This window comes from Allomesorhizobium camelthorni (assembly GCF_011045125.1).
GTDB lineage: Bacteria > Pseudomonadota > Alphaproteobacteria > Rhizobiales > Rhizobiaceae > Allomesorhizobium > Allomesorhizobium camelthorni.
Window position 1 is genome coordinate 46082 of the sequence record NZ_JAAKZF010000036.1, and the last position, 15019, is coordinate 61100.

Annotated in this window: 11 protein-coding genes and 3 pseudogenes; 5 read left to right on the forward strand and 9 right to left on the reverse strand. The window is 60.7% G+C overall.

The annotated features are described in order from the left end of the window. Window positions 1-249 precede the first annotated feature (249 nt). The 3 genes and pseudogenes from G6N73_RS21690 to G6N73_RS21700 all read left to right on the forward strand — a co-directional run bounded on the left by G6N73_RS21690 (window position 250) and on the right by G6N73_RS21700 (window position 5365). Window positions 250-1021: pseudogene (locus G6N73_RS21690) on the forward strand (SDR family NAD(P)-dependent oxidoreductase). Window positions 1022-1184: 163 nt separating this feature from the next. Next, window positions 1185-1607 carry a helix-turn-helix domain-containing protein gene (locus G6N73_RS38650; protein ID WP_165031393.1) on the forward strand — a complete coding sequence of 141 codons (423 nt, stop codon included), beginning with the start codon at window positions 1185-1187 and terminating at the stop codon, window positions 1605-1607. A gap of 299 nt (window positions 1608-1906) precedes the next feature. Next, entirely contained in the window at window positions 1907-5365 is a 3459-nt protein-coding gene (locus tag G6N73_RS21700; RefSeq protein WP_165031395.1) for an indolepyruvate ferredoxin oxidoreductase family protein, read from the forward strand. Between the two features lie 143 nt (window positions 5366-5508). Here the strand turns inward: G6N73_RS21700 and G6N73_RS21705 are convergent, their stop codons facing one another. The 9 genes and pseudogenes from G6N73_RS21705 to G6N73_RS21745 all read right to left on the reverse strand — a co-directional run. After that, complete coding sequence (locus G6N73_RS21705) at window positions 5509-6384, reverse strand: isocitrate lyase/PEP mutase family protein (protein WP_165031397.1); 876 nt, start codon at window positions 6382-6384, stop codon at window positions 5509-5511. After that, window positions 6362-7027, reverse strand: a complete 666-nt coding sequence (gene leuD / locus G6N73_RS21710; protein WP_165031399.1) for a 3-isopropylmalate dehydratase small subunit — start codon at window positions 7025-7027, stop codon at window positions 6362-6364. Before leuD ends, G6N73_RS21705 begins: the two co-directional genes overlap by 23 nt. A gap of 11 nt (window positions 7028-7038) precedes the next feature. Continuing rightward, a complete protein-coding gene (gene leuC, locus G6N73_RS21715) occupies window positions 7039-8454 on the reverse strand; it encodes a 3-isopropylmalate dehydratase large subunit (protein WP_165031401.1) in 1416 nt (471 codons plus the stop codon). Window positions 8455-8814: 360 nt separating this feature from the next. Continuing rightward, window positions 8815-9573 carry an ABC transporter permease gene (locus tag G6N73_RS21720; RefSeq protein ID WP_165031403.1) on the reverse strand — a complete coding sequence of 253 codons (759 nt, stop codon included), beginning with the start codon at window positions 9571-9573 and terminating at the stop codon, window positions 8815-8817. Continuing rightward, window positions 9570-10322: an ABC transporter permease gene (locus G6N73_RS21725; RefSeq protein ID WP_008838278.1), complete on the reverse strand. Its 753-nt coding sequence runs from the start codon at window positions 10320-10322 to the stop codon at window positions 9570-9572. Before G6N73_RS21725 ends, G6N73_RS21720 begins: the two co-directional genes overlap by 4 nt. Beyond that, window positions 10319-11200, reverse strand: coding sequence for an ABC transporter ATP-binding protein (locus tag G6N73_RS21730; protein WP_246252383.1), 882 nt, complete (start codon window positions 11198-11200; stop codon window positions 10319-10321). The genes G6N73_RS21725 and G6N73_RS21730 overlap by 4 nt, the downstream gene beginning before the upstream one ends. Before the next feature lie 1099 nt (window positions 11201-12299). Then, window positions 12300-12491 carry a hypothetical protein gene (locus G6N73_RS21735; protein WP_206079006.1) on the reverse strand — a complete coding sequence of 64 codons (192 nt, stop codon included), beginning with the start codon at window positions 12489-12491 and terminating at the stop codon, window positions 12300-12302. Window positions 12492-12682: 191 nt separating this feature from the next. Next, window positions 12683-12868 carry a DUF3606 domain-containing protein gene (locus G6N73_RS21740; RefSeq protein ID WP_165031404.1) on the reverse strand — a complete coding sequence of 62 codons (186 nt, stop codon included), beginning with the start codon at window positions 12866-12868 and terminating at the stop codon, window positions 12683-12685. Between the two features lie 250 nt (window positions 12869-13118). Further along, a pseudogene (locus G6N73_RS21745) lies at window positions 13119-13559 on the reverse strand (GTP-binding protein); the annotation flags it as partial. Here G6N73_RS21745 and G6N73_RS21750 point away from each other — a divergent pair. Beyond that, window positions 13559-13942, forward strand: a pseudogene (locus G6N73_RS21750) (Bax inhibitor-1/YccA family protein); the annotation flags it as partial. The pseudogenes G6N73_RS21745 and G6N73_RS21750 sit on opposite strands and share 1 nt — an antisense overlap. A 32-nt stretch (window positions 13943-13974) precedes the next feature. Then, on the forward strand, window positions 13975-14541 hold the full coding sequence (locus tag G6N73_RS21755; protein ID WP_165031408.1) for a DUF2076 domain-containing protein: 567 nt from the start codon (window positions 13975-13977) through the stop codon (window positions 14539-14541). Window positions 14542-15019 lie beyond the last annotated feature (478 nt).

The window sequence follows — 15019 nt, forward strand, 5'->3', positions numbered from 1 at the left end:
TCCATCGAAAACCATTTTATAGGTACTTATCTGTATCAATAGGATGTCATCAGGTGTTAATACCCGCATTCTCGGGCGAGTCACGCCCATGGCATGATTATTTACTCATCTAGACGGACTAGCTCAAGTTGACGGCACTGGGGATCACGGCCGTCACTGATGTTGCGGTGACAACTCCTCGTCAGTCCCTGCGCCGCAGTCCGATCGGGGCGGCATGGGCACTATCGAGACGTAATATGGAGAGGGACATTGGATCTGGGACTTGAAGGTAAGACCGCCATTGTGTGCGCCTCGAGCCGGGGGCTTGGAAAGGCCTGCGCTTCGGCGCTTGCGCGCGAAGGCGTACGGATCGTCGTGAACGGGACGGACAAAGCCCGCACCGAGCAGACCGCTGCAGAAATCGGGACGTTCGCAGCCGAAAGGCCGCTGGCTGTGGCAGCAGACATCACCACCCCCGAAGGAAGGCACGCGCTTCTGTCGGCCTGCCCGGAACCCGACATTCTGGTCAACAACGCGGGAGGCCCGCCTATGGGGAACTTCCGGCAGTGGACGAGAAGCGACTGGATCAAGGCGCTCGACCTCAATCTGCTTGGCGCGGTGGAAATGATCAGGGCGATATTGGACGGAATGGTCGAGCGGCGTTTCGGCCGCATCGTCAATATCACGTCCGTTGCGGTCAAAGCGCCGATCCCCGATCTCGATCTGTCGAACGCCTCCCGCTGCGCCCTCACCGGGTTCGTCGGCGGACTGGCGCGTCAGGTACAACGTGACCATGAACAATATCCTGCCGGGAAGCTTCGATACCGATCGGCTGACTTCCGCAGCGTCTCGCCAGGCAAGCGCAAACGCGGTCACTCTCGAGGACCAATTGCGCGCCATGGGAGAGCGGGAGGTCTCGGGACGGTTCGGATCGCCGGAAGAACTGGGCAGCCTCTGCGCGTTCCTGTGCGCGGGCGGCTCGGGATATCTGACCCGACAGAACATCCTGCTCGACGGCGGAACATATCCAGGCATCGTCTGATCGGCTCGGCCCAGTGGCACGATCATGAAACGGATCAAGGGCTCCGTGCCTGATCCGGAACATCTGTTCGTATTAGTTTTCCTAATACAAGGATCAGGCATTTTGCATTGAGGAGCCCTCCCGAAAATGGTTCGCTAAAAGAAAAAACTGGGAGAAAATCAAAATGGCTGTATCGAGAGCTAGCGTTGAAGCCCGCTGCGCTGCAATATCAGAATACAGAAAAGCAATTTCTCCTTGGTGTTATGACCACGTACCACGTGAAAAGTTCTCAGGTATATGCGTCATTGATGATTGCATCGATTACGTCGAGAGAAATCTCAGGAAGAAAATTACTCTCGACGATCTTGCGAGTTTCTGCGGTCGCAACAAATTCCAGGTCATACGGACGTTCCGCAAATCACTGGGAACCACACCTCACGCCTTTATCCTCGGAGTCCGCGTATCGCGAGCCGCGGAACTCCTGAGACAGGGAGAACCGGCAGCGGAAGTGGCATGCGAGGTCGGCTTCGTGGATCAAAGTCACCTTATCCGGTATTTCAAACGCCATGTGGGAACGACTCCCAGGCGCTTTGTCTACCAAGCCTAGCGGGTGGTATTCGTCGTTTGGTGTGAACCACGCCGGGGTCTGCTGGAGGACGTTTCCTCCGATTCATGGCGCCAGCTTCTGCACGCGTACTTGGCATAGAAGCGTTCCTCGGCTTCGGCCGGCGGGATATTCCCGATACGCGTCGGTCGAACATTCTGCAAGTTCGTCCAATTTGGGTGGCTCATGCTACCGTATCATCGGTAGATTCGCCGGCACTGTTCACACAGGCCGAGGCGGGCGTCCTGCCGCCCGCAATCGTCGTCGAGAACCGTGCAGGAATGCGGTTCCTGGAATGAGCGATGTTACCTGACCAAGTCTCCCTCGACGACAAATATGCCCTCGAGAAGGGAATGGCATATATGTCGGGCGTACAGGCCCTTGTGCGGCTGCCAATGCTGCAGAAGGCAAGGGACGAGGCCAATGGCCTGAATACCGGGGGTTTCATTTCCGGCTACCGCGGTTCGCCTCTCGGCGGATATGATTATGCGATCTGGGGTGCGCAGAAGTGGCTCAAGGCCAAGGGCATCCATTTCGAGCCCGGCCTAAACGAGGATCTCGCTGCCACGTCCATCTGGGGAAGCCAGCAGCTCAACCTCTTCGACGGTGCTCTGGTCGACGGTGTATTCGGCATCTGGTACGGCAAGGGGCCCGGCGCCGACCGCTGCGGTGACGTCTTCAAGCATGCAAATGGAGCCGGCACGTCGCGCAATGGCGGCGTGCTCGCGATCGTGGGAGACGATCATGGATCGCATTCGTCCACGATGCCTCACCAGAGCGAACAGATCTTCGTCGCGGCGATGATGCCCGTGATCGCGCCGGCGACGCTGCAGGATTATCTGGACTTCGGAGTGGGGGGCTTTGCGCTGTCTCGTTATTCCGGCTGCTGGGTCGGCATGAAGGCCGTGGCGCAGACGATCGAAACGGCGGGGACGGTTGAAATTGATCCGATGCGGCCGGACATCGTGGTTCCCGCCGATTTCGTTGTGCCGGCCGAAGGCCTGAACATTCGTCTCGTGGACCCGCCACTGGAGCAGGAGAGGCGATTGCATGGCCCGCGCATGGCCGCCGTCCAGGCATTCGCGCGCGCCAACCGCTTTGACCGGCTCGTGTGGAACCCGTCCGGCGCGAAGGTCGGAATTGCTGCGGCCGGGAAGGCGTATCTGGACCTAAAGGAGGCGCTCGACGAGCTCGGCATCGACGAAGCTGCGGCGGAAAGGCTCGGCATCCGCCTGTACAAGATCGGTCTGGTCTGGCCGCTTGAGATCGCTGGCATGAAGGCGTTCGCCGAAGGCCTCGACGAGATCATGGTGGTCGAGGAGAAGCGCGGGCTCATCGAGGACCAGATTGCCAAGATCCTCTACAACGATCCGAAGCGTCCAAGGATCGTTGGCAAGCAGGATCTTGCGGGCGAGGTGCTCTTTCCCAGCGAGGGCGAGATAAACCCCACGCTGGTCGGCCGCCGCGTGGGCGCCTTTCTTTCCTCCGTGCTGGACCGCGACACCGTCATCGAACAGAATCTCGCACGCCTGGAGCAAATCGATCTTGCCGCACGCAACCTGTCGCCCGTCCTGGTCCGTCCACCGTTCTTCTGTTCGGGCTGCCCGCACAACACCTCGACGGTGCTGCCCGAAGGCAGTCGCGGGATGGCCGGCATCGGCTGTCATGGAATGATCGCGTTCATGCCTGAACGGCGAACGCATCTGTGGAGCCACATGGGTGGGGAGGGATTGGCCTGGGTGGGGCAATCCCCGTTCACTTCTCAAAAGCATGTATTCCAGAACCTGGGCGATGGAACGTACTCCCACAGCGGTCTGCTGGCGATCCGAGCGGCCGCCGCGAGCAAGGTGAACATCACCTACAAGATCCTGTACAACGATGCCGTCGCGATGACCGGCGGCCAGTCGGTGGAAGGGGGGCTTACGGTGCCCCAGGTGTGCGAACAGGTCCTGGCTGAGGGTGCGAGGCGCGTGGCTATCGTCACCGATGAGCCGGACAAGTACTCGTCGGGATCAATTCGGATTCCTTTGGGCATCGCTGTGCACCACCGGGACGATCTCGACGCGGTCCAGCGCGACCTGCGCGAAGTGGAAGGTCTGACGATCCTCGTTTACGATCAGACCTGCGCGGCCGAGAAGCGGCGGCGCCGCAAGCGCGGCAAGTTTCCCGATCCGGACCGCCGAATTTATATCAATCAGGCGGTCTGCGAGAACTGCGGCGACTGCACGATCAAGTCGAACTGCATCTCGGTACAGCCGGTCGAGACCGATCTTGGCAGAAAGCGCAGGATCGACCAGTCCTCCTGCAACAAGGACTTTTCCTGCGTGAAGGGTTTCTGCCCGAGTTTCGTCAGCGTGTCCGGCGCTCGCGTCAGGAAAGCGAGCCCGGTTGCGCGGATCAGCGCTACCGACGATCTGAAGATGCCCGTGGCAGCCACGATCGACGGGACCTTGAGCATCCTGGTCACCGGTGTCGGCGGCACCGGGGTGATCACCGTCGGAGCGTTGCTCGGCATGGCGGCTCGCCTGGAGGGATTGCATTGCACCGTCCTCGATTCGACCGGAATGGCGCAGAAGAACGGAGCCGTGATGAGCCACGTGCGGATCGGCGGCAAGCCGGCGTCGGTCGCTTCGCGCATACCCGCCGGAAAAGCCGACGTGGTGATCGCCTGCGACACAGTCGTCGCAACGGGACCCGCGGCGCTGGCGACCATCCGGTCCGGCGCGACCCGCGTCATCGCCAACGAGAAGGTCGTGCCGACAGCCGCGTTCATGCAGAACCGCGATTTCGATTTCGAGGAGGCGACGCTGCGCAAGCGTCTGGCGGACGCGGCGGGACGAGATATGATCGATTTCGTCCCGGCTCATTCGATCGCAACGGCGCTGCTCGGCGACGCGATCGCCACGAACACGTTCATGCTCGGATTTGCGTTTCAGAAGGGATTGCTGCCGCTCGGCTTTGAGGCCCTCACCCGGGCCATCGAACTCAACGGCGTCGCCGTCGAAACCAACAAGCAGGCATTCGAGTGGGGCCGGCGCGCGGCGCGGGATCTTGATGCCGTCGTGGAAACCGCCTCGCTGAAGGACGCGGGCCGTGCGCCGGAGACTCTCGAAGAGATCATCGACCACAGGGCGCGGCTTCTGACGGCCTATCAGGATGCTGCCTACGCGGCGCGATATCGCGATGTCGTCGAAAACGTACGCAGGGCCGAAGCCGGAGTGGCACCCGGCACGGCGGACCTGACCCGGACCGTCGCCGTCAACCTGGCCAAGCTCATGGCCTACAAGGACGAGTACGAGGTTGCGCGCCTCTACTCCGACGGCGAGTTCAGGAAACGCCTGAGTCAGGAATTCGAAGGCGATTATCGCATCGCGCTCCACATGGCTCCGCCGTTCCTCACGAAGCGCAATGACGCGGGAGAGCCGGTGAAGCGAACATTCGGTCCTTGGATCATGCCCGCTCTCGGCGTTCTGGCGAGGCTGAAGTGGCTTCGCAATTCACGCCTCGATCCCTTCGGGCGGACACAGGAAAGACGGATGGAGCGGCAACTGATCGAAGACTACGAAGATAACCTGCGCGGGCTACTCGCGGGATTGCGTCCGGACAATCATGCGGCAGCGGTGGAGATCGCGGCTATCCCCGACATGATCCGCGGCTTCGGCCACGTCAAGCTGCAGAGCATTTCGATCGCCCAGCGTCGCCATGGCGCCTTGATGGAGAAATTTTCCGCCGGTCGCGCCATGCCGGTCGCCGCCGAGTAGGACTGTATCCCTCCTTGCAGCAAGCCGTAAGGTAGGGCGACGACCCTGCACGTCAGCTTCATGCGCGCCGAGTTCGGTGACTATTTTATCGCGAGGCGCCGGTCGTACATCGTTGCCGCGCTTCGGTCGAAATGTGGTCGGACCTATCGGAAACGCTGCTCCAGTGAAGACCATTCCTCTTCGCGTACGATTTCCCGGAAGAGCGCCCTCGCGCCTTCGAAGTCGGACAGCAGCACGGGCGGCGAATCGTCCGTCGCGAAGCGCTGCAACTGCATCAAGGCGTCGTTCGTGGCCAGCATCGTCCTCAGCATGACGAAGTTCGGGTAAACCACTTGGGAGAACCCCATGGCGGCAAGTTCTGACGGCTTCAGCCAGGTTGGACGGTTCTCCAGCATGTCGACGATCTGGTACGAACCGCGGAACGTCTTTCCCACGCGCTCGAGTTCCTCCACGGTGGATACACCGGGGATGAATACGCCGTCCGCTCCAGCCTTTAGATAGGCGTCGCAGCGCTTCAGCGAGCCTTCCAGTCCTTCGATCGCATACGCGTCGCAGCGAGTGATGACCATCAGATCCTTGTCCGATCGGGTCTCGACCGCAGCCCGGAGCTTCCTGATGATTTCGTCGTGCGGAGCTACGCGGCGGGCGTTGTTGTTGCCGGACTGCTTGACCTCGCGTATCTGATCCTCGAGCACGACGGCGCCGACTCCCAGCTCATCATAGATGCGCACCATCCTGACGACGCTCTTGACGTCGCCATACCCATCGTCGCCGTCCATGATGCAGGGAAGCTCGGTCGCGTTGATTATGTCGCGTGCGGTCTCGACCATTTCGGCCAGCGCCGCCAGTCCGAGATCCGGCAAGGCGTATCTGGCCGCGAGCATGGTGGAACCGCCCAGCGCGACAGCCTTAAAGCCCAGACCCTCGATCATTCGCGCAGTGAAGGCGTCCTGCGCCGTTGGCGCAACGAGCGGGCTGGTCCGGCTGGCCGCTTGCCTAAGCGATCGACGCACGCGCATCTGCATTTTCCTTCGCTGATCTGGAATATTGCGGCCGTGCATAGACCCATGGTGCGGTGACTTTCTGGTTCCGCTGGAAGTCGGTGATCTCGTCGCCGAAGCGGAGCGTCTGTCCGATCTCGTCCAGCCCTTCCAGCAGCGCTGTCCGGCGGCTCGGGGGAACCGTGAAGGGGACGCTCTCGCCATTGGGCAGCTCGATGATCTGTTTCTCCAGATCCACGGTCAGGGAGGGGTTGTTGGTCTTGGCGAGATGGTCGTGAAGGCGATCAACCTGGGAGGGGCTCAGGATGATCGGCAGTAGGCCGTTCTTGAAAGCGTTCTCGTAGAAGATATCGCCGAAGCTCGGTGCGATGACGCAGCGGATGCCAAATCGCATGAGAGCCCATACCGCGAATTCGCGAGAACTGCCGCACCCGAAGTTCTCTCCCGCCACGATGATCCTGCTTTGCCGAAAGGGCTCCCGGTTGAGGATGAAGTCAGGCACTTCCTTGCCATCGAGGTCATATCGCCAGCCCGCGAAAAGACCCTTCCCGGGGTCGTCCTTGAGCGTGCGCTGATAGGAGGCCGGTATCACGGCGTCGGTGTTGATGTTCGGAATAGGAAAGCTGGCGGCTACCCCGTCGAGCTTCGTAAACTTTTCCATCGCCAGTATCCCTATGAAAGCAGACCGCACTCGTCGGTGATCACGCCTGCGACTGCTGTCGCGGCGACGGTCGCGGGGCTGGCGAGATGGGTCCGGCTCTTGGGACCTTGGCGACCCTCGAAGTTCCTGTTGGAACTCGAGATGCACCGTTTGCCCGGATCCACGAAGTCGTCGTTGATCGCCACGCACATCGAGCAGCCCGCCTCACGCCACTCGAAACCGGCATCCGTGAATATCTTGTCCAGTCCCATCGCCTGTGCGGCGTTGCGAACCTCCGCCGAGCCTGGAACGACGAGCCCCCGCACATTGGCTGCCACCCTGCGGCCCTTCACCACGCGCGCGGCCGCCTCCAGATCGGAAAGTCGACTGTTTGTGCACGAGCCGATGAAGGCGACATCGACCGGCAGGCCCGCCAGTGGCTTGCCAGGCTCGAGACCAAGATAGGAAAATGCCTCCTCGATCGCGCGCCGCCTCACCGGGTCGGCTATGTCCGCCGGGTCAGGCAGCGGCTGGTCGAGAGAACTGACATCCTCCGGCGACGTCCCCCATGTGACCTGGGGCCGGATGGTGCTGCAATCGATGTCGACTTCTCGATCGAAAGCCGCGTCCGCATCGCTGCAAAGCGTCCGCCAGTGCGATACCGCCTGATCCCACAACTGACCTTGCGGCGCGTAGGGTTTGCCGGCGAGGTATTCGAACGTGACGTCATCCGGCGCGACGAAGCCGGCTTTGGCGCCAAACTCTATCGACATATTGCAGATCGTCAGGCGCCCTTCGATTCCGAGGCCGCGGATCGCTGATCCCGCGTACTCGACGGTATGGCCCTGTCCCGCCGCGACACCAACCTGGCCGATGAGATGCAGGATCATGTCCTTGGCGTAGACGCCTTCGCCTGCCTTGCCATGGAAGTTGACGCGCATCCGTTTCGGACGCCGCTGGAGAATGCTCTGTGTCGCCAACACGTGAGCAACTTCGCTGGTCCCTATGCCCCATGCCCAGCATCCCATGCCTCCGCACGTGGAGGTATGGCTGTCGCCGCAGACGAGCGTCGTCCCGGGAAGTGCAATGCCAAGTTCGGGCGCGATAACGTGAACGATGCCTTGGCGGGGATCGTCGAAGTCGATGAGTTCGAGATCGTGCTCGGCACAATTCTTGCGAAGGAGGCTGACAAACTCCCGTCCGCCCGGGAACGTTTCGCCGGTCCGGCCGGGCGCCGTCGAGAGAATGTGATCGACCACGGAGTAGGTTAGATCCGCGGAGTGCACTCGACGATCCGACCGTTTCAACGCAGCGAACGCAGCGCCCGAAGTGCACTCATGCACCATGTGGCGGTCGACATGGAGAAGGTAAACATCGTCTTCGATGTGCCTTATGACGTGGCTGTCCCAAATCTTGTCAAAAAATGTCTGAGACGTGTTCTGTTCCATGGAAATCTTCTTCACCGGTTTGACGAATGACCTCTTCCGAAGCATAGGTTTCTTCGTCTTTTGCAGGATGAAGTGCGTCCATCATAGGAGAAAATTGATAAGGCGACGTCCCGCCGCTTCGAGCCTCGATCAGATTTCACGGCTTTTTCAGCCGCCGCGCCAGCCGGCGGGAGTTGGCGGCGAGAATCCGTGTTTTGGTCGATGCGACCGTACTCTCGAGGTCCCGAGCCGAGCAGGTCTGCCGGCTGCCTGGGCAGGCGAAAGTCCGCTCCACCCCTCAACGGCACGGCAGAGCCTCGAAGCCTTCGACCCTTCGGAAACGCGGGAGGATTGCTGAAAGCTCCTACGGCAATGCGCTGATCAGACGCGCTTGTGCAGTCGATTGTCGATCGCAAGCAGAACCCAGCTGAACGCCATCGCAAGGATGACGATGATCAGGGTCAGCGCCAGGATCAGAGCTCCGTCATTGATGCCGATGGCCTGCATGAGCCGATATCCCAATCCTGATTTCGATCCGAACATCTCCGCAAGGATCGTGCCGATGAAGGTCAGCGAGATGCCCAGGCGGATTCCGGAGAACACCTCGGGAATGGCGGATGGGATCACCACGTGCCACCAGTACTGGCCGGTGCTCAGGCCCATGACCCGGGAGGTCTTTCGAAACACGGGGCGAACGTTGCGGATGGATGTGATGGTGAAAATGGCAACGGGAATGATGCCGTGCAGGAAGGCGTACACCACTTGCGCGGGCAGCCCGATTCCGAACACGAGGAGTATGACGGGGAAGAAGGCCACCTTCGGAACCGTGTAGAGCGCGATCAGCACCGGTTCGCCTGCCTCGGTGAGCAGCGGGCTCGACCCCATCACCAGGCCTATGAGTATGCCCCCCACGATGGATATCACGGACGCAATGAAAAACGTCCAGGTCGTCGTTGCGAAGTGTTCCCAAAAACGGGATGAACCGAGCAGTTCATAGGTTCGAACGATGGTGAGCCAGGGGGACGCCAGCGCGGTTTCGCCGGCAACGACGTGGGTCGCCTGCCATGCGATCAGCAGAAACACCACCAGGGCGAGAAAGGACAGGACATCCTTCAGACGTGCATCAAGTTCAGCCGTCATGCCAATCCCCTCCGCGTCAGAAGTATCCTCTCCCAGTAGAAGAGCACCATGTTGAGGACCACGGAGAGCGTCAGCACGATAAGGATGTTGGAGTACAGTCCATTGTTGTCGAAGTTCAGGTAGGCAAAGCTGATGGCATGCCCGAGACCCGAAGTCGACAGAATGAACTCGGCCGCGATCGTTCCGAGGAACGCATAGGCGATCGCCAGTTTGACGCCGGTGAACACGTAGGGCATGGCGGCCGGCAGTGTGACCCAGAAGGTCTTGGCGGTCCCGCTCATCCGGAGAACGCGCGCGGTCTTGCTGTAGACAGCGGGCATCCGGTCAAGGCCGTTCATCGTGTTTATCATCATCGCCACCACCGCGTAGAAATATGCGATGATCATCTTGGGAATGTCGGTCAGTCCGAATATGAAGATGAACAGCGGGTAGAACGCAAAAATCGGAACCGCGTAGTAGCTTGCGAAGAAGGGATCCAACGTACGGCGCAACTGCGGCAGGCTGTGAACCATCGCGCCGGCTACGAATCCCGTCGCAATAGCCAGCAGCGATGCGACTATCACCGACCACATCGTAGACACGAAGTCGGGGACAATCTTGCCTGACGCGAACAAATTATATGCGCCGGTCACCATTTCGCTCGGGGGGATGATCGTGAATCGCGAAATCCAGCCCATTTGCGTCCCAAGCTCGAGAAGCCCAAACAACGCTGCGAACACCGCGATCTGGAGCAGGTTCGCCCGGGTCATTTTAGCTTGCCCGCAGCGGCGCCCATCGCATTCCTTGACTCGTTTCGGAGCAGGCTCCAGAGCCTTCCGGTGATACGACCGAACGACTCCGCACTCGCGATGCGGCTGTCCCGATCCTTGGGCCAGTTCGTCTCTATGACGTCCAGGAACCTGCCGGGCCGGGACGACATCGCGCCGACCCGATCGGCCAGCATTGCCGCCTCGTCCAGTGCGTGCGTAATCAGCAGTATCGTGGCGCCCGTCTCACGCCAGAGCCTGAGGACTTCGTCTCCCATCAGGAGGCGGGTCTGCTGGTCGAGGGCTCCAAACGGCTCGTCCAGAAGTATCAGCCTTGGCTCGGTGACCAGGGTCCTGGCGATGCACACCCGCTGGCGCATGCCACCTGACAATTGTGCAGGATAGGCCTTCGCGAAATCGGAAAGTCCAGTCAGCGCCAACGCGTCCTTGACTCGCGAGCGGATCGAACCGGCATCCATGCCTCGCCGCCGCAGGCCGAAAGCAAGATTGTCCCAAACGGTGAGCCAGGGAAAGCTGGCGTCTTCCTGGAAGACCACTCCAACTCCGTCGGGAACCCTGCCGGTGATGGCGTTGCCTTCGAACGTGACCGTGCCTTCGGTTACGTTCGAAAGCCCCGCCAGCACTTCGAGCAATGTGGACTTTCCGCACCCCGACGGGCCGACCACGGCGAAGAATTCGCCCTTCTTCAGGTCGAGGTCGATGGGTCCCAGGGCATGCAAGGCAGGGTTTCCGGCCCGCTCGGGATAGACCTTGCTGACGCCGCGAAGGCAAGAGTGGACCTCAGCGAAGGGAGGCGTCGAATGCAGCTCGCGAGACAAAGCGTTGGGTCCCGCGCCCTCTTTGGAAATTAGCGCTGCCAATCCGTCCTCCCTTTTGGACCTAGCGTAACTCTAGTGAGCAGTGGCACAAAGCAGATTGTACATAGTTGACCGCCACTGGCCCGCTCTCACGTTCATTCCGAACGACGACGCCCTGCGCGCCATTGGAGTTGCGGTCAGAAATCGATCTTCCGAAGGGCTTGAAGAAGCTCCGGCAGTGAGCGGCTGCCTATAGTGGCTCCTGCTACGCCGCCGAGCGCGACGGCGGCCAGCCAGGTCGGGAGTGCGGCTGGAACGTGCCCGATCGTGAACGACTCGCGCTTCAAAGTATGCATCCGGTGGAGCGGAGCAGGCGCGGTGCAGTTCCGTCGCTGCTTTCATGAACCGGCCGATTTCAGGCTGAGTGAGGTAGGTTTGTTCCTAACGCCTCGACAGCGCATTTCCCGACGGGTTAAGAATAGCCACGCTAGGACATTCTTCCTCTCTCGCCCCGCGTTAGCAAGCGCCGATTTGTATGATAAGAATCTGTGTTTCCCTCCCTTGATTGATTCGCCCGCTACAGTCTGCCCTGGCGGGTTCTCTTTTGTCGGAACCTCGGTCTGACCGCAATACCGGTCGATGGTTCCCGATCGTGTGGGTCTTGGAAAACCGGCGTCGCTGAGCCGGGGCTAGGGGCGACGCGACGCCGGCCGGTTCCAGCCATATGCGGATGGCGGAGACGCTGATCAGTTTGCCCGATTCTCCTGACGCGAGCGCGGAGATTCGGGAAAGCTAACAGAATTCAATCTACACGGCGGCTCGGGAGAAGCTCACTCCGCAGCGAGGCGCACACCAAGTATCGCTCGCCCTTTAGGGGTCAGCCGAGGATTTGGCCCTTCGGTGCAATACCCTTCTCGGGTGAGGGATTTCAGGCAGGTCTTCACCCAAGTCTCTGACTTGCGGGTTCGCAACCCGGCGAGCATCTCCAGGACGTCACGCTCTTGCGGGAAAATGTAGCTCACAGTGACCACTCCGATGTTTGCAAACGTTGTCAGCCGGCCGCCATGGGGTGTGGGGTTAGATATGGCGACCAGCCATGCAGCGCAAGCGGCGAAGATGCTCAGCCTCTCGCCCTGGTCCGATCAATCGGCAAATTTTCCGGCTACATAACCCTGAGATCGGTCTGGAAATCCTTTGAGATGCTATCCAACGCCATCTTGATGTCGTCGGGGCTGTCGATGCCGCCACTGAAAAGAGCGATTAGGCGACGCGCTACATGCTCTCGCGCCGGATGCGAGCCCTCCATCCCAACCTCTTCGCAATAATCGTCCAGAATTCTGGTGAGTGTCGCCAACTGCTCGGCGTCTGCTATGACTCGGAGGGGGTCATTCGCGCGTCTCCTTTATGTTGGGCGAAAGCGTGATCGACTCTTTCAAGCGTCCGCAGCCATGCTCGGTGCGGACGACAGAATATCTTACACCCGATGAAACCGCGTAGCGAAGCCTCATAGTCGTATATGCCAATTCCACCACCCGAAACCGCTGGTCATATATTTAGCTTCCGGGCTTCTCGTTCCAGCGTCTCGCGAACGTTGCCGAACCGCTCGATGAGATCTTTGGCCTGGGCCGGTGAGATATCGAACTTGTCGGCAAAGTCGCGGACCTCGTACACTTGGCTACTGGCGACGCGAATGCGGTCCTGTCCGCCGATCTTGCTCTTATCGTCTGCCATCGAGCTCTCCTACCGTTTTCACCATAACCGGCCGGTGGCTCTGTTGGTTCCGGGTAGTGTCTCCGTCGTTCGCGGAACGAAATGCAAGCCCAAATTGGCATCGAGGTATCGTTTGCCGGGAGCACGGTCGAAATGGGATCCCGATTGCGAGGTGCTGGTTCAGGGCGACTCGCTCCCGCGATTACCCCATGTGTCCAGCTGCGATGCGGCTGCGGACGCGACAGCGCCGCCACAAGGGACTTGATGTTCGTGCAGCCTGCCTTTCCCAGCTCGGAAAGGGATCGGGCAGGTCGCGCCAGCGGCCGGGCATGAAATCGCGCTCTGGAACGAAGCAGGCGTCGAGCTCCGAGCGGATTTCCGCCTCGTCTATCGGGCCGCAGCCGATGAAGACGATCTCCTGCCGCCGGTCGCCCCAGACCGGATCGAGGTAGGGCTTCATAGCTGCGCGGCATTCGGCATGGTCGGGCCATTGGTGCCTCGGCACCGATGCCCACCACACGCCGCGCTTGCCGGTCCTGACCAGCGCGCCGGCCTGGCTGATCTCGCCGACATGGTGGGGCCGTGTCGCCAGCCAGAAGAAGCCCTTTGTCCCCACCACGCCTGGCCACGGCCTGCCGATGAAGGCCTTTCTCATCGGATCGAACTGCCGCCGCTCGCGATAGACGAAGGAACGGATACCGTATTCCTCGGTTCACCGGCACCAGCATCGCCCGCACCTTTTTCATCGCCGCCACCATGTTCGGCGCAACGAGCCTCTACGGGTACACCACGAAGCGTGACCTTTCCCAGTTCGGTTCTTTCCTGATCATGGGCCTGATCGGCGTGGTGATCGCCAGCGTCGTCAATCTCTTCTTAGGCTCGACCGCCCTTCAATTCGCCGTCTCGGTGATTGGCATTCTCGTCTTTGTCGGGCTGACCGCCTGGGACACGCAGACGATCAAGGAACAGTACGCGGAGAACTTCGACCAGGAATCGCAGCAGAAGCTCGCCGTCTTCGGAGCCTTTTCGCTCTACCTCAATTTCGTCAACATCTTCCAGCTGCTGCTGACCTTCACAGGCCAGCGGGAAGAATGATCGACCGGAAAATACGAGGAGTGTTTATTACCATGGATAGAAACGATCAGCAGGCAATCCAAAGCCTGTTCGAGAAGCTCGCCAAGGTCGAGCCTCAAGCACCGTCGCGTGATCCGGAGGCGGAAGCCTATATACACCAGCAGATCGCCCGGCAGCCCGGCGCGCCCTACTACATGGCGCAGACCATCGTCGTGCAGGAACAGGCGCTCAACGCCGCACAGGCCCGCATCGAAGAGCTGGAACAGCAGGCGGGGCCGCGGCAGTCCTCCGGCGGCCTGCTCTCCAACATCTTCGGCAACAGCCGACAGCCGTCGCGTTCGCCAGGCTCCGTGCCACGTGTCGGGCGTGCGCCTGCCACGGCGCCGGAGGAGGCGCAGCCCCGAGGCTTTCCACAGCGAACTGGCGGCGGCTTCCTCGCCGGAGCCGCGCAGACGGCGATGGGCGTCGCGGGCGGCGTTCTCCTCGGCAATGCGATCGCCGGCATGTTTGGTGGCAACCAGGCTCAGGCAGCCGAACCAGCGGAAACTTCCGACAACGAGGCTGCACGTGACGAAGCAGGGTTTGACGATGGCGGGGATTTCGGCGACATCGAATTCTAGGCTCGATACCAATTAACGAAGAGGCTGCCAGGCGCAGCCCTCATTGTTTTTCGGAACGACATCGGCGAATGGATTTGTCGCCGCACAAGGAAAGGTCATTCTCCCGCGATTGATCGAGGTGCAAAGAGAGATATGTCCGCGCGCCGTCGCTCCGGAGACGGATTATGACTGACGAAGACCAATCCGCTACAGGGGTCCACACTCCGCCAAGTGAGGGTCGAAAGCGTGGCCGCGCGTTTTCCGAGATTCTCCGGGCCATTGCAGACGACACCGGCAGCGACCGTGTGTCGATGGCCGATCTATTGAAGGCAATGGGTGACCGGGGTTTGGTCCGCTGATGTTGGTCCCCCTGTGGGCAAAGTACGATATTCCAGAGACGGCGGCCGGCTTGGCGGAAATATCGTGACGCCGCGCAAATTTTGAAAAGCGAATCCTCAAACCCCAATGGCCGCTTTGCCGGATGGTGCGGGATTCGCCA